Source organism: Streptomyces vinaceus, from assembly GCF_008704935.1.
GTDB classification, from domain to species: Bacteria; Actinomycetota; Actinomycetes; order Streptomycetales; family Streptomycetaceae; genus Streptomyces; species Streptomyces vinaceus.
On record NZ_CP023692.1, the window covers coordinates 2,486,026 to 2,500,721 of the forward strand.

Annotated in this window: 16 protein-coding genes; 7 read left to right on the forward strand and 9 right to left on the reverse strand. The window is 72.3% G+C overall.

Features of this window, described 5'->3' with window-relative positions:
* Window positions 1-91: 91 nt before the first annotated feature.
* Entirely contained in the window at window positions 92-292 is a 201-nt protein-coding gene (locus tag CP980_RS10795) for a hypothetical protein (protein WP_132756786.1), read from the reverse strand.
* 54 nt (window positions 293-346) lie between these two features.
* Window positions 347-541 carry a hypothetical protein gene (locus tag CP980_RS10800; RefSeq protein ID WP_048476417.1) on the reverse strand — a complete coding sequence of 65 codons (195 nt, stop codon included), beginning with the start codon at window positions 539-541 and terminating at the stop codon, window positions 347-349.
* 219 nt (window positions 542-760) lie between these two features.
* Between CP980_RS10800 and CP980_RS10805 the strand changes: the two genes are divergently transcribed.
* The 6 genes from CP980_RS10805 to CP980_RS10830 all read left to right on the forward strand — a co-directional run bounded on the left by CP980_RS10805 (window position 761) and on the right by CP980_RS10830 (window position 6,481).
* Window positions 761-1,246, forward strand: a complete 486-nt coding sequence (locus CP980_RS10805; protein WP_229906919.1) for a helix-turn-helix domain-containing protein — start codon at window positions 761-763, stop codon at window positions 1,244-1,246.
* 273 nt (window positions 1,247-1,519) lie between these two features.
* Window positions 1,520-1,990, forward strand: coding sequence for a hypothetical protein (locus CP980_RS35065; protein WP_165937276.1), 471 nt, complete (start codon window positions 1,520-1,522; stop codon window positions 1,988-1,990).
* Between the two features lie 12 nt (window positions 1,991-2,002).
* The gene (locus CP980_RS10815) at window positions 2,003-3,208 is read left to right on the forward strand and encodes an MAB_1171c family putative transporter (protein WP_150528066.1); all 1,206 of its coding nucleotides are present in this window, start codon (window positions 2,003-2,005) and stop codon (window positions 3,206-3,208) included.
* A gap of 237 nt (window positions 3,209-3,445) precedes the next feature.
* The gene (locus CP980_RS10820) at window positions 3,446-4,552 is read left to right on the forward strand and encodes an acyl-CoA dehydrogenase family protein (protein ID WP_150528067.1); all 1,107 of its coding nucleotides are present in this window, start codon (window positions 3,446-3,448) and stop codon (window positions 4,550-4,552) included.
* The gene (locus CP980_RS10825; protein ID WP_150528068.1) at window positions 4,549-5,535 is read left to right on the forward strand and encodes an aldo/keto reductase; all 987 of its coding nucleotides are present in this window, start codon (window positions 4,549-4,551) and stop codon (window positions 5,533-5,535) included. The genes CP980_RS10820 and CP980_RS10825 overlap by 4 nt, the downstream gene beginning before the upstream one ends.
* Before the next feature lie 136 nt (window positions 5,536-5,671).
* On the forward strand, window positions 5,672-6,481 hold the full coding sequence (locus CP980_RS10830) for an AfsR/SARP family transcriptional regulator (RefSeq protein ID WP_132756779.1): 810 nt from the start codon (window positions 5,672-5,674) through the stop codon (window positions 6,479-6,481).
* A gap of 114 nt (window positions 6,482-6,595) precedes the next feature.
* Here CP980_RS10830 and CP980_RS10835 read toward each other — a convergent pair whose 3' ends face one another.
* From CP980_RS10835 to CP980_RS10845, 3 genes are all read right to left on the reverse strand, one after another.
* Entirely contained in the window at window positions 6,596-7,096 is a 501-nt protein-coding gene (locus CP980_RS10835; RefSeq protein WP_132756777.1) for a flavin reductase family protein, read from the reverse strand.
* Between the two features lie 211 nt (window positions 7,097-7,307).
* Window positions 7,308-7,928: an NADH oxidase gene (locus tag CP980_RS10840; RefSeq protein ID WP_132756776.1), complete on the reverse strand. Its 621-nt coding sequence runs from the start codon at window positions 7,926-7,928 to the stop codon at window positions 7,308-7,310.
* Window positions 7,929-8,082: 154 nt separating this feature from the next.
* Window positions 8,083-9,348: an MFS transporter gene (locus CP980_RS10845; protein ID WP_150528069.1), complete on the reverse strand. Its 1,266-nt coding sequence runs from the start codon at window positions 9,346-9,348 to the stop codon at window positions 8,083-8,085.
* Window positions 9,349-9,600: 252 nt separating this feature from the next.
* On the opposite strand from CP980_RS10845, the gene CP980_RS10850 reads away from it, so the two are divergent.
* Complete coding sequence (locus CP980_RS10850; protein WP_229906920.1) at window positions 9,601-10,869, forward strand: acyltransferase family protein; 1,269 nt, start codon at window positions 9,601-9,603, stop codon at window positions 10,867-10,869.
* Between the two features lie 89 nt (window positions 10,870-10,958).
* Here CP980_RS10850 and CP980_RS10855 read toward each other — a convergent pair whose 3' ends face one another.
* The 4 genes from CP980_RS10855 to CP980_RS10870 all read right to left on the reverse strand — a co-directional run bounded on the left by CP980_RS10855 (window position 10,959) and on the right by CP980_RS10870 (window position 14,606).
* The gene (locus tag CP980_RS10855) at window positions 10,959-11,609 is read right to left on the reverse strand and encodes an NADPH-dependent F420 reductase (RefSeq protein WP_150528070.1); all 651 of its coding nucleotides are present in this window, start codon (window positions 11,607-11,609) and stop codon (window positions 10,959-10,961) included.
* Window positions 11,610-11,711: 102 nt separating this feature from the next.
* The gene (locus tag CP980_RS10860) at window positions 11,712-12,746 is read right to left on the reverse strand and encodes a beta-ketoacyl-ACP synthase III (protein WP_165937275.1); all 1,035 of its coding nucleotides are present in this window, start codon (window positions 12,744-12,746) and stop codon (window positions 11,712-11,714) included.
* Window positions 12,747-12,912: 166 nt separating this feature from the next.
* Window positions 12,913-13,740, reverse strand: coding sequence for a helix-turn-helix transcriptional regulator (locus CP980_RS10865; RefSeq protein ID WP_099889463.1), 828 nt, complete (start codon window positions 13,738-13,740; stop codon window positions 12,913-12,915).
* A gap of 47 nt (window positions 13,741-13,787) precedes the next feature.
* The gene (locus tag CP980_RS10870) at window positions 13,788-14,606 is read right to left on the reverse strand and encodes a thioesterase II family protein (protein WP_150528071.1); all 819 of its coding nucleotides are present in this window, start codon (window positions 14,604-14,606) and stop codon (window positions 13,788-13,790) included.
* Window positions 14,607-14,696: the final 90 nt, after the last annotated feature.

Consider the following 14,696-nt stretch of genomic DNA (forward strand, 5'->3'; position numbering starts at 1 on the left):
ACGGGCTGTCCGGCCGCGATTCCAGCGCGGCCGGACAGCCCTCGTTCCCACGTGGGGAGCGATGGCGAATACTCCGCCGATCCGGCGGGGGTCAGCCCTTGGCGGCGGCCCGGCCGGCCTCGTAGGCGCCGACCGCCGCGGCACCGGCCGCCAGCCCGCCCGCGGCGTACGGCGTGGTGACCAGGACGGCCGGGGTGAAGGCCACCGGCATCATTCTGGTGGTCTGCTCGCCCGAGTCCTCGGACAGCGTCGCGCCCGCGATGACGCGGACGCTCTCGGTGATGCTGTGCATCTGTACCCCTCCCTGTTTTCTGGTGTCATCCGGCGCGACGGCCGGAATCCGGAATCAGTTGACGACGCGGCCGGTGACGTACGCACCGACCGGAATGGTGAAAGCGACGATTCCGGCCGTGATCTTCACGGAGGCCGGAACGGCGACGACGGCCGGGGTTGCCATGACGGGCGTACCGCCGACGGAGAGCTCGCTCTCCGCGATGGGGCCCATGTCCTGCTGGTTCATGAAGGCCGCAATCTTGGCCATGACATTCCTTTCGGTGGGGGTGGGTGAGATGGGGGCGGGTGAGAACAGCCCACATCGGCATCGACTGATGTTCGATCATTTCCTGCTTCATCGAAACCCCAGTCGATGGCGCGACTCTAGGCACGAGCCGATCAAGCCGTCAACTGACATTGATTGCGAGATTGTGAATCTGACACACCAGTGTGGTGATAGGGTGCGCGCCGGAGAGGGAGGTACGTCATGGCCGATCAGGCGGATCAGGCGGACGGGGCCGGGCAGGCGGACCCGGTGGGGCCGCCCGCAGCCCCGAAGTCACTGGCCGAGAAGTTGGAGCACCTCTTCGCCCACACGGCCCCCGCCGGCCGGGGCCCGTACAGCGTCGAGGAAGTGGCGCGAGCCATCACGGCGGAGCGGATCCCGATCTCGGGCAGCTACATCTGGCTGCTGCGCAAGGGGCAGCGCGACAACCCGACTTTGCGCCACCTGGAAGGGCTGGCCCAGTTCTTCGGGGTGCCGCCCGCCTACTTCTTCGACGACCGGGTCACCGACGCCGTCGACGCGGAACTGGGCCTGCTCGCCGCGCTGCGCGACGCGAAGGTGCAGCATGTGGCGCTGCGGACGGCCGGGCTGTCCGAGAAGAGCCTGAAGTCGATCACCGAGATGATCGAGCGGGTCCGCGAGCTGGAAGGCCTCGGCGACGCCGACAACGGGCCGATGGTGTCCTGAAATCCCCTATGCGTCGACCGAGTCGCCATGCTGCGATGGAACGTATGGCAAGCAACGGGGCTGATCCATCCATCACGAACAACGGCCGGGTGACCACTGCCGATGTTCTCTAAGCCGCACGTCAAGCCGGGATTCCGAGCCGCCGCACCGGAGTCGGACCGAAGAGCACGGCGCCTCAGTCGCCGGTTCGTGAAGGGGCTCGACCTCCCACCGGCCGCCGATGTCCGGGAACTGATCCCGGCCATCCAGAGAATTTCCGGCCATCCCATCCGCTTGGCGCCCGCACCCGCCGGCAGCTTCCAGGGCATCTGCGGCATGTGGATCCGCACGGCGGCCGGCATCGACTACATCTTCGTGCACGAGAACACCAGCCGGGTGCACCAGGACCACATCATCGCCCACGAGATCGGGCACATCATCCGGGGCCACGGTCTCACCCGCGGCCTCGCCACGGACCCGGGCGCGGGTACGGGCAGGGGCGCTGGTACGGGCGCTGGTACGGGTACGGGCGCTGGTGCCGCGCGGCAGCAGCCGCCGACGGCCGACCAGCTGGACCGGCTCGTCCCGCACCTGGACCCGGCGAAGGTCCGGGTGATGCTCGGCCGCACCGACTACGTGCACGAGGAGGAGCGGGAGGCCGAACTGATCGGCACCCACCTCCAGCACCTGCTCCACCGGCCGGCGCGCGGGCGGACCACCCGCCAGGACCGGGCCGCCCGGACGCTGCTCCGCGGGTGGCGGTGACCGGCCCGCACCATGCAGCAGCTACTCCATCCCCTCTGCCTGACGCTGGCCGTGGCAGGGTTCTGCCTCCTGCTGCGGCCGGCCCGCAGGCACCCCCGTGACACCGCGCTGACCGCGCTCGCCGGGGTGTACGGCTTCTGCGCGCTGTCCTTCCTGGTGTCCCTGGAACCCACCTGGATCCATCTCGGCGAGGTGACGAACAGTCATTCCATCGCCCTCCTGGCCTCGTTCGCCTGCGTGATCGCCCAGGTTTCCCTGCAGCCGGTCGTGCTCGCCTGCTGGATCCTGCCGCCGGACGCGGCCCGCCGGGCGGCCCGGACCTCCCTGCTGGCGGGTGCGGCCGTGATCGCGGGCCTGGTGCTGCTCTTCGCACTCCTCCCGACGACCGGGCCGACCACCCCCCAGACGTTCACGGCGCGCCACCTCGGTGTCGGCGTCTACCAGGCATATCTGGGGCTGTACATCTCGGCGTACGGTGCCGGCCAGGCACTCCTCGTCGTCGGCTGCCTGCGGGCCGCTCGCCGCACGGACGAGGTGTGGGTGGCGCGCGGCCTGCGGATCGTCGGGGCCGGCGCCCTTCTCACCCTCGGCTACTGCGCGATCCGGCTGACCGCGCTGCTGGCCGCGGTGCGCGGCGACGCCCGTATCCCGGCGGCCGTGGAACATCTCGCCTGGGCCTGCGCCGACGGCGGCACCCTCATGGTCCTCACCGGATTCCTGGTCCCCGCGCTCGGCGTGCATCTGGTCCCGGGCGTACGGGGCTGGCTGCGCGCACAGCAGCAGTACCGGACGCTGGGGCCGCTGTGGGAGGTGATGCACCGCTCCATGCCCGCGATCGCTCTCCAGCCGGGCCGCCGCCCCACCCGCGTCAACCTGCCTGTCTGGAACGTCAGCTGGCAGCTGTACCGGCGCTGCGTGGAGATCCGGGACGGCCAGTGGGCGCTGGCCGTCCATCTGGAACCCGCCGTCCGCGAGGCTTCCGGCACCCGGCACTGCGGCCACGGCCTCCGCGACGGCGAACTGGCCGCCGCGATCACCGCCGACCAACTGCACGCCGCCCTCGCCGCACGCCACGACGGCCGGCGGCCGGCCGTACCCGCCGAATACGCCGACTCCGTCCGGCACCCGGATCTGCGGACCCCGGAGGACGACGTCCGGGAACTGCTCCGGATCGCCGCCCACTTCACCGCCGCGGCGCAGCCGTCCCACCGTCACTGAACGACCTGGCGCCGGCCGGGTGGTGGACCGCCACGCGCATCTCCGGCCTACCGCCAGGCGCGGACGAACGGCTCGACGGCCCGGCCCCGCCAGGTCGTCCACGACTGTGCTCGATCTTCGCGCACCCGGGGGGCCGGGCGCCGTCAGCAGCCGTCGGGCTCTAGGGGGGTGCGAGTGGGGGTTGAGGGGGCTGTGGGATGGTCCGGGCCGCTTGTCGGTGGCTTTTGGGGAGGCAGGATGGTTACGGGGACCGGGCTCGTGGAGCGGGCCGGGGGGTTGGGTGAGGTGGCGCGGCGGCGGGCCGCCGATGCCGAGGAGCGGCGAAAGCTGACTCCCGATGTGGTGGCGGGGGTGCTGGAGAGCGGTTTCGCCCGGCATTTCGTGCCCGTCGGGTTCGGCGGGGCCGGGGGGACTTTCCGCGAGTTCGCCGACGCCGTGGCCGTCGTCGCCGAAGGGTGTGCCGCTGCCGCCTGGTGTGCTTCCGTGGCGTCCAGTCTGGCCCGGGTGGCCGCCTTTCTGCCCGCTCAGGGGCAGGAGGAGGTGTGGGCGGAGGGGGCCGACGCGTTCGTCGTCGGGTCGCTCTCGCCCGCGGGGAAGGCCGCGGCGGCGCCCGGCGGGTGGCGGGTGTCCGGGAGTTGGGCCTGCGTCAGCGGCGTCGACTTCTCCGACTGGGTCGTCGTCTGTGCCGTGCTTCCCGGGCAGGCCGGTGCGCGGCTGTTCGCCCTGCCCCGCGGGGCCTACGCCGTCAAGGACACCTGGAGCGCGTCCGGGATGCGGGGTACCGGGAGCAACACGGTCGTCGTCGACGACGTGTTCGTGCCCGAGTCGCGGAGCGTGGACCGGCAGCGGCTGTTCGACGGGCCCGCCGTGCCGATCCAGGCCGTGAACGGGCTGTCGTGCGCGCCCGCCGCCCTCGGGGCCGCGCGCGGCGCGCTCAAGCTGTGGACCGGCGACACCGCGCGGCGGCTCGCGCGGGGCGCCGGGAAGGCGGGGGGTCCCGGGCCCTCCCTCGGTACGTATGAGGCCGCCCTGGCCCGCAGCTCCGGCGAGATCGACGCCGCCGCGCTGCTGCTGGAGCGGGCCGCGGACGTCGCCGACCGGGGCGCGCGGATCACCGAGGCGGAGATCGCCCGCAACGTGCGCGACTACGCGCTGTCCACCGAACTCCTCGTCACCGCCGTGAACCGGATGTTCGCCACCGCCGGAACCTCGGGGCAGAGCCTGGAGAGCCCGTTGCAGCGCGCCTGGCGGGACGTGAACTCCATCGCCACCCACATCGCCTTGACCTTCGACCCGGCCGCCGTCCTCTTCGCGGCCCGTCCCTTCGCCCTGGAGGCAGCATGACCGACATCCCCACCCGGCCCCTGGGTGGACTGGCCGTTTCCGCGCAGGGCCTGGGCTGCATGGGCATGAGCCACGGCTACGGCGCCACCGACGACGCCGAGTCGGTGGCGACCCTGCACCGCGCCCTCGACCTCGGGGTGACCCTCCTCGACACCGCCGACTTCTACGGCAGCGGGCACAACGAGGAGCTCATCGGGCGGGCCGTCGCCGGCCGCCGTGACGAGGTCGTGCTGGCCACGAAGTTCGGCTTCGCGAACCGGCTCGGCGAGCCCACGCTCGTACGGGGCGACGCCGCCTACGTACGGCAGGCCTGCGAGGCCTCGCTGCGCCGGCTCGGGGTCGACCACATCGACCTCTACTACCAGCACCGGGTCGATCCGAAGGTGCCGATCGAGGAGACCGTCGGGGCCATGGCCGAGCTGGTGCGGGCCGGGAAGGTGCGCCACCTCGGCCTGTCCGAGGCGGGCGCGCAGACCGTCCGGCGGGCGCACGCGGTGCACCCGATCGCCGCGCTGCAGAGCGAGTGGTCGCTGTGGTCCCGGGACCTGGAGGCGGAGATCGTCCCGGTCTGCCGCGAGCTCGGTGTCGGCGTGGTCCCGTACGCCCCGCTCGGGCGCGGGTTCCTGACCGGCCGGTACGGCTCGGTGGAGAAGCTGGCGGACAGCGACGTACGGCGCGGGCACCCGCGCTTCGCCGACGGCAACCGCGAGCGGAACCAGGCGATCGTCGCGAAGCTGGACGAGCTCGCCGCCGCGAAGGGGATCACCGCCGGGCAGCTGGCCCTGGCCTGGGTGCAGCACCGGGGCGAGGACGTGGTGCCGATCCCGGGCACCCGGCGCACGCGCTACCTGGAGGAGAACCTCGCGGCCCTGGCCGTCGGGCTCTCGCCCGAGGACCTCACCGCGATCGAGGCCGCGGCGCCGCCCGAGGAGATCGCGGGCACCCGTTACGACCCGACCGGGCTCACCTTCGTCAACGGCTGAGCCCACGAAGCCGGTTCCGTTCGCCCTCCGCCCGCCCGCTGCCCGTCAGCAGGCGGGCGGAGGCGTATGAGAATTTCATGTCCGCTCGTGCCTTCGTCACTGGCCGCCCGCTCAAGCCGGCTGCGATGCTGAATCCATGGAATTCGGAGTTCTCGGACCGCTCGAAGCCCGTATGCACGGCATGTCCATCGCACCGACCGCAGGAAAACCCCGCCAGATCCTCGCGCTGCTCGCCATCCGCGCGGGACGTGTCGTACAAGTGGAAACGCTGATGGCGGAATTGTGGGGCAATGCCATTCCCCGCAGCGCCGCCACCACGCTCCAGACCTACATCCTCCAATTACGCCGGAAACTGACGCAGGCCGGCGTGCAGCAGCAATCCGGCCGGAGCGCCAAGGACGTACTGGCGACCTGTTACGGGGGCTACCGGCTCGCTCCCGAGGAGTTCTCCCTCGACCTGCTGGCGTTCCAGCAGCTGGTGCGCCTCGGCGGCCGGACGATGGCGGAGAACGACCCCAGGACGGCGTCCGAGCAGCTCGGCCGCGCCCTGGACCTGTGGCGCGGACCGGCCCTGACCGACGTACCGGTCGGTGAGGTCCTCGCCACGGAGGTCATCGGTATGCAGGAGGAACGCGACTGGGCGCTGGAGATGCGCCTCGAAGCCGACCTCAGCCTCGGCCGGCACGCGGAGATCCTCGGCGAGCTGCGGATGCTCGTGAGCCAACAGCCCCTGCACGAGACCCTGTCCGCCCAGCTGATGACCGCCCTGTACCGGGCCGGGCACCCCTGGCGCGCGCTCGACGCCTTCCAGTCGCTGCGCCACGCGCTGATCAGCGAGCTGGGGGTCGAACCGTCCCCGCGGCTCCAGCGGCTGCACCAGGCCATCCTGGCCAACGACACCGGTCTGCAGGTCCCTTCCTCCACCCTGCATGCACTCTCCGCCTAGCCGGCGCCGCCCCCCACACAGCGGTACGGCCGCCGCCCCGTACGAACGACGAAGCTCCCGGCAGACACCGCGTCCGCCGGGAGCTTCGCCGTTCCGCCGCCTGCGAGGGCCCCGTCAGTGCTGCACGGCCAGCTCGCGGTCCGGCTCCCACCGGCCGAACTCGCCCCGCTGGTACAGGGCGGCGGCGCCGGGGAAGGTCTCGCTCTCCTCGATCCGCCCGATCAGCAGCAGGTGGTCCCCCGCCTCCACGGTCTCCACGAGCGCGCAGCCGGCGTACGCCACCGCGTCCTCGGTCAGTACGGGAACCCCCGCCAGCCCGCCGCGCCAGGCCACGCCGTCGAACTTGCGCTCCGCCTTCCCGGCGAAGGCCCGGGCGGTGTCCCGGCCCCGGTGGGCCACGAAGTTCATCGCGAAGGCCCCCGAGGCGAGGATCGCGGGCAGGGTCCTGGACCCCTTTCCCACGCACACCAGGAGCAGGGGCGGGGCCGCCGACACGGCGGAGAACGCGTTGCAGGTGAAGCCGGCCGGTTCGCCGTCCCCGCCGAGCGCGGTGACGATCGCGACCGGGGTCGGAAAGGAACCGAAAACCTTGCGGAAGGTGTCCGTGTCCAGCATGGTGTCCACTCCGTCGAGTCAGATACGGGACGTTCCCGCTGCATGCGCCGCACTATCGGGCAAGTGGCTTGAAACCATCTGGACGGGAACTCGGCCGGAACCCAAGCGTCCCTTGAGCCGCCCGGGCGTGACGGCGGACGGGGACCGGCGGACGGGAAAGAGCAGACGGGGACGGGGAACGGCGGACGGGGAACGTCGGGCGACGGCGCCGCTACGCCGGTTCGTCCACGGACGTGACCAGCCCGGCGGCGGCCAGGTAGCCGACGATGTCCTCGGTCACCTGCGGCGGCAGCGGCAGGGCGGCCGAGACCGCGGTGAGCGTGGTCGGCCACGCGAGCGTCATCGCCACCCACGCCGCCTCCTGCCGGTGCAGGACGACGCGGTGCGGGGAGCGCTCCGACTCCAGGACGCATCCGGTACCCGACTCCGGCACGGTGAAGGCCACGTGCCGGGGCAGGCACACCCGGCGCTCGCCGGCCGGCCGGATCAGGACGAACGAAGCCGCCGACGACAGCGGGACCACGGACAGCAGCGGCCCTTTCAGGTCGTCCACTCCGAGGGTGCGCACCACGAGGTGCGACAGCTTGCTGAGCGCCGGCAGCGTGAAGGGGCACTGGTCCTCGGGCTCGCTGAGGGCGTTGGCCAGCAGGACCGGCCCGAGCTCCATCCTCCGCAGCACCTCGCGCACCGCCGGGCTGGGCCGGTCGAGCCGGTCCTCGCCCCAGCGGCTGGTGAGCAGGAGGACGTCGCCACCGGGCCCCTGATCGACGATCACGTCCTCGGACAGCGACCAGAGATGGAAGGTCTGGACACCCCCGGTCGTATACCGCATGTTGCACCTCTCTAGCCGGCGGAGGGTTTCACGAGTATGGCCGCGCGCCCGAGCCTGACGACAGGTCGTGCGCCATACGGCCACCATGAATTCCTCATGCCGCCGCCGCGGGCCCGTCACCCGGGCCGGATCGTGATGTGTGGACTCGTGGCGGTCAGGACCCGGCGCGCCGGGGCGCCTCTCCCCCGGCCCGGCCGAAGACGGCCGTCGTCAGCATCGCGGCGAGCGCGAAGGCCCCGGCCACGATCATCGCCAGGCGCGGCCCGTTGGAGTCGATGATCAGGCCTCCGATGAACGACCCGACGCCGATGGCCCCGTTGAAGGCGGCGACGTACAGGGACGAGGCGGCTTCGCTCTCCTCGGGGACGAGGCGCATGACCCAGGTCTGCAGGGCGACCGGGAGCGCCGCGTAGAGCACGCCCCAGCACACGAGCATGGTGATGACGAGCGGGCCGCTCGCCCCGCCCGCGTACATGACCCCCATGACGACGGCCAGCAGCCCGGTGCAGCCGATGATGCTCGCCCGCAGGGCCCGGCCGACGACGGCGCCCGCCGCGAAGTTGCCCGCCAGCCCGGCCGCGCCGAAGACCAGCAGCAGCGCGCCGACGAGGGAGGGCCGCACGCCGGTGACCTCTTCCAGGAAGGGGGCCACGTACGTGAAGGCGAGGAAGTGGCCGCTCATGATCAGCGCGGTGACGCCGACGGCGACGCGCAGCGCGCGGTGGCGCAGTACGTGCCGCAGCGCGGCCAGGCTCCCGCTGCCCTTGGCGGGCAGGGCGGGCATGAACAGCAGGCTGGCCGCCAGGACGAGGAAGCCGAGGAAGCCGACGCACACGAAGGCCGCGTGCCAGCCGGCGGACTGGCCGACGGCGGTGCCGAGCGGGGTGCCGGCGACGGAGGCGAGGGAGATGCCGCCGAGGACCACCGAGGTCGCGCGGACGGCGTGCCGCTCGGGGACCAGCCGTACGGCGATCGAGACGGCGATGGACCAGAACACCCCGTGCGCCAGGGCCACGATGAGGCGGGCGGTCAGCAGCAGCGCGTAACCGGAGACGGCGGCGGCCATGAAGTTGCCGGCGACGTAGAGGACCATGAGGCCGACCAGCAGCCATTTGCGGTCCACGCGCCCGGTGAGCGCGGTCAGGGGCGCGGCGGTCACGGCGGCGAGCACCGCGAAGCCGGTGACGAGGAAGCCGGCCGAGCCGAGCGAGACCTTCGTGCCCTCGGCGATGGAGGGGAGCAGGCCGATGGGCAGGGTCTCCGTGGTGACGAAGGAGAAGACGCCGAGGGCCAGTCCGATCACGGCCAGCCAGGACCGCCAGGGCGAGCCCGGTGGGGCGGTGGCCTCGGGGTCCGGGCGGTCCGTCACCGGGGGCGTCGTGCTGCTGGGGCTGGTCACGCTGGTCACGCTGGTGGACATGGTGGCTCCCGGGTCGAGGAATATGCGCGAAACGCGATACGCGAAAGGCGAAACGGCGCCATGCGATGGCGCCCGTATTTCACAGCGGAGAGTTCCGTCGGTGGAATTCTTCCGCGCCCGCACCCGGTGATGAAGTGCCTCCAACTGCTGGTGGTGGCACCAACTGGATAAGTACGCCCAGGCAATGGGGCCGCGGCTCGGGTAGCTTTCCTGGCGTCTTTCCCAGCATCCCTCTTCTGAAGGAGCAGCATCGTGTCGACGGACAGAATGCGTACCCGGGTGACCCGCCTCGACACGCTGACCGGGTTGCGATTCCCCGCCGCCTTCGTGGTGTTCCTGTACCACGCGGCACTTCTGGCCTTCCTCGGCGTCCCCTGGCTGAGCAGCGGCTCGGCCGTCACCACGTACTACGACGCCGTGGCCCACGTCGGCGCCCTCGGCGTGACGTTCTTCTTCGTGCTGAGCGGCTTCGTACTGACCTGGTCGGCCCGGGACACCGATACCGCGCCGCGCTTCTGGCGCCGGCGCTTCCTCAAGATCGTCCCGAACTACGTGATCGTCTGGGCGCTGGCCATGCTGGTGTTCGCGGCGCCCGTCACGGACATGACGATCGGCCTGCTCAACCTGTTCATGGTCCAGGTCTGGTACCCGGACTTCGCGATCAACTTCGGGGTGAACCCGGCCGGTTGGTCACTGGGTGTGGAGGCGGTCTTCTACCTCCTCTTCCCCGTCCTGCTCCACTGGATCAAGAAGATCCCGGCCCACCGCCTGAACTCATGGGTCGTCGGCGTCGTCGCCGGCATCATCGCGACCCCGCTGCTGTCGACCCTGCTGGTGCCGGCCGGGGCGATGATGGCCACCGAGCCCGACACCTCGGTCAACCAGTACTTCTTCTCCTACATCCTGCCGCTGCCCCGGGTGCTGGACTTCGCCCTCGGCATCCTCGTGGCCCGTTCGGTGATGGCGGGCCGCTGGCGCAACATCGGCATGGTCTGGTCGGGCGTCCTGCTCGCCGCCGCCTTCGTCCTCGGCTACTTCACTCCGCCGATCTACTCGACGCGCGCGGTCTGCGTCATCCCCGCCGCCCTGCTCATCGCGGCCGGCGCCATCGCGGACGACGAGGGCCGGTTCACGCCCTTCCGCAACCGCGTGATGGTCTGGCTCGGCGACATCTCCTTCGCCTTCTACCTGGTGCACTACACGGTGATGGTCGCGGTGTGGAAGCTGCTCGGCAGCCACGCCTACTCGAACGCGGCGGCCGTCGGGCTGATGGCGGTGGCCATGGCCGTGGCGATCCTGGCCTCGTGGGCGCTGTACACCCTGGTCGAGCGGCCGATCACGCGGCGCTGGTCGAATCCGGGGAAGAAGCGCGCGGCGGCCGCTCCCGTCACGGATGCCGCCGCCGCTCCCGCTCCCGCTCCCGCTCCCGCCGCCGCTGCCTCTGCCTCTGCCGCTGCCGAGCCGCGGCCCCTCGCGGCCCGAGTCGCGGGCGAGACGGTGGGCTCCGCCCCCGCCGGGTGACCGTACGGGCGCGCGGATCGGGGCCGCCCGGTCCCTCCGGCTACGGCCGGAGGGACCGGGCGGCCCCTCGCGTGCGTCGCACGCGTACGTCACAGGCCCGCCGCGGCGCGCAGGCCCGCGGGCGTGGACACGTAGCCGAAGAGCGCGCCGCCGGGATCCAGGGCGGACGACTCCTTCAGCCCGCCGAGGGGGACCGGTACGAAACCGGCGTCGCGCACCAGGGTTTCGGTGACCTTCCCGGCGCCGGGGTCGTCGGAGGCGGTGCCCACGCCCCAGAAGTGCGGCTGCCGGGTGCCGCGCGACCACAGCAGTTCGTCGGGGAAATGGCAGAACGCGCGGGCGACGGGGCTGTCGGGCAGCCGCCCGGCGGTCCAGCTGCCCTGCGTGAGGTCCGCCCCGATCACCGAGACGAACAGTCCGTCGTCCGAGACGCCGATCGGGCTGGTCGCGTCGATCACGGTCTTCCCGGCCAGCGCGCCCGCCAGCTGCCGCAGCAGTCCGTCGAGGGCCGGGTGCGGAACGGCCAGCAGGACGACCTCGCTCGCCTCGGCCGTCTCCGCGTACGCCGCGGCCCGCGCCCGCCCGCCCAGGGGTTCCACGAAGGACCCGAGCCGGCCCGGGTCCCGGGAGCCGAACGTCACGCGGTGCCCGGCGGCCGCCCAGTGCCGGCCGAGCGGGCGGCCGATGTTGCCCGCGCCCAGGATGCCGATGTCCATGTTCGTGTTCGTGTTCGTGTTCATGGCGGAACTCCTCGTTTCCGTGTCCGTGCGTACGTACGACGTCGGCCGCCGGTCATGGTGACCGGCGGCCGACTGAGGGGAATCGATGAAGGGACCGGTGGTTCAGTACGCGGTGATCTCCGGCCAGACCAGGGCGGTCGAACCCCAGGTCACGCCACCGCCGAAGGCGCTCATCAGCACGCGGTCGCCCGGGGTGACCTGACCGTCGGCCACGGCGTCGGCCAGGGCCAGCGGGATGGAGGCGGCCGAGGTGTTGCCGACGCGGTCGAGGTTGACGACCGTGCGCTCCCGCGCCATGCCGAGCTGGTCGGCGACGGCGTGCAGGATCCTTACGTTCGCCTGGTGGCCCACGAAGCGGTCCACCGAGTCCGCCGCCCAGCCCGCGCGGTCGAGCATGGCCCGGGAGGAGGCCGCCATCCGGGTCACGGCGTGCCGGAACACCGCCTTGCCCTGCATGGTGAAGTACGCGTCGGCGCGGTCCGGTTCGGGCGCGCCGGGCGCGGCGGCGGCCGAGCGCTGCCGCGAGCCCCCGCCCGGGACGATGATCAGGTCCTTCAGCGAGCCGTCGCTGCCGAGGTCGTACCCCAGCAGCGCACCGGGCTCGGTGGCATCGCCGGCCCGCAGCACCACGGCTCCGGCGCCGTCGCCGAAGATCACCGAGGTGGTGCGGTCCTCCGGGTCGAGGATCGTCGAGTACGTCTCCGCGCCGATGACCAGGACGCGCTCGGCGAGGCCCGCGGCGATGGCGCCGGCCGCGGAGGCCAGCCCGTAGACGAAGCCGCTGCACACCGCGGCCACGTCGTACGCCGCCACGCCCCGCAGGCCCAGCCGGGAGGCGACTTCGGGAGCCGTCGCCGGGCAGGGGTGGTCCGGGGTGGTCGTGGCCAGCACCACCAGGTCGGCCTCCCCGGAGCCGGCCGACTTCAGCGCCCGCTCGCCCGCTTCCACGGCGAGGTCGCTCGTGGCGGTCCCCGGGTCGGCCCAGTGCCGCTGGGTGATGCCCGTACGGGTGCGGATCCACTCGTCCGAGGTGTCCATGGTCCGGGACAGCTCCTCGTTGGTCACGACGCGGGGCGGGACGAACGTCCCGAGCCCGGTGAGGACCGCTGTCCGGCCGTGGGGCAAGGCATGAGTCAAGGGAGGCCTCCATGGTCGCCGGTGCGGAACGCCGCTACCGGGCTCGGTGGAAACGGGCCGCTCTCCACACGGGGGCCGGCCACCCGACGATTCTGCGGCGGCGGCCGGAGCCCAACCAGAGCGCGCCGCCGGTGGTGTTGGGACCACCACCCTCGCCGCGTCCCTCCTACGACCAGGCCGACACGGGCCCCGCGGCGCCCGGCGGCAGGTACACCAGGAGCCGGGTGCGCGCGGCCTCGTCCAGGTCCATGGTGAAGAGCACGAAGGAGACCCGCCCCTCGTGGGGGTGGTCCACCTCGACGCCCACCGGCGCGAACTCCTCGACCTCGTGGCGCTCCCACAGCTCGGCGAAGCGCGGGTCCCTCCCGGCCAGTTCGCCGGCGATCTCCTCGTACCGCTCGTCGTCGGCCCCGTACGAGGACTGCAGGCGGAACCGGGCCGTCATGCGGCGGGCCAGCTGGGGCCGGTTCACGTACCTCTCGCCGTGGGTCCCGGAGAACAGGCTGGTCAGGAAGTTGTCGTTGCCCTCGCGGCCCAGGCGCAGCACCTCGGCGGCCGCTTCGTTGGCCGCGAGGACGTCCCAGTACCGGTCGATCACGCAGGCGGGACCCGACAGCTGGGTGTCGACCATCCGCTGGTAGAGGCCGGAATCGGGGAGGCCCGGCGCCGCGAGCGGGAGCGGGGGGTTGGCGTCGGCGAGCCGGTACAGGTGCACGCGCTCGCGTTCGTCGAAGCGCAGGGCGCGGCTGATCGCGTCGAGTATCCCGTCCGAGACCTTGATGGGGCGGCCCTGTTCGAGCCAGGCGTACCAGGAAGCGCTCACCCCGGCGAGGACCGCGACCTCCTCACGGCGCAGCCCCACCCGGGGGCGCCGGGCGGCCGTCGCCAGTCCGACGTCCTCGGGGGAGAGTGCGGCGCGGCGGCTCCGCAGGAAGTGCGCCAGCTCGGTGCGCTTCCTCTTCGTACGGTCGGTCCCTAACGGCATGGCGTCCATACCGCCCGAAGGTAGGTCACACCACCACGCGGTGTCAGCGGCGGGAATCACACGGCTCGGTTTTCGACCGAGCCGAGGATGCGCCCCAACTCCGCGAAGAACAGGTCCTTGTGCTCCCGGTTGAAGAAATGGCCCCCCGGGAGGGTGCGGAAGGAGAACTGCGCGCTCGTGTGCAGGCGCCACGCCTCGGCGTCCGCCGCCGGGACCAGGGGGTCGTGGCGGCCGAGCAGGACGTGGACCGGGCAGGGCAGCGGCCGGCCGCCGCCCGCCGGATGCCGGTAGGTGGCGCATATCCGCAGGTCATCGCGGAGCCGTGCCACGACGGCCCGCATCCGTACCGGGTTCTCGCGCAGCAGTCTTCCGGCTCCACCCAGGCCCAGCATCAGCTCTAGGGAGGCTCGATCCGATAGCCCTACGGTCAGGTCGGGCGCAGCCTGGACATGCGGCGCGCGGTGGGCCCCGGCCACGAGAGCGGCGGGTGGACGCCGTCCCGCGGCGATGTGCCGCTGTGCCACGCCGTAGGAGACCAGCGCTCCCATGCTGTGTCCGTAGAAGGCGTAGGGCTCGTCGAGGAAGGGGGTCAGCTGACTTGTCACCTCGCGTACGAGGTCGTCCATCGTGCTGACGGCACCGGGGGCGCCGGCCGCGTGCACCGACCTGGGGGGCATGGACACCGGCACCACCTCCACGCCGCGGCCGAGCCATTGTCCCCAGCCCGAGAAGGACCAGGCGCTGCCGCCGGCGTGGTGGAAGCAGAACAGGCGCAGCCGGGCCGATTCGTCCTTCGCCGCAACGCTTTTCGCCGGAACGCTTTTCGCCGTACGCGCCGCCGTGGCGGCCGGGATGTTCGCCGCTGTGTGGAACATGCCGCCAGTGTGGCGGGCGGGCGCGGCGGAAGGGAGTGTCTGTCGAACGGGGTGGTGGCACCACCACCGGTGGGCCTGCCCGGCGGGGCG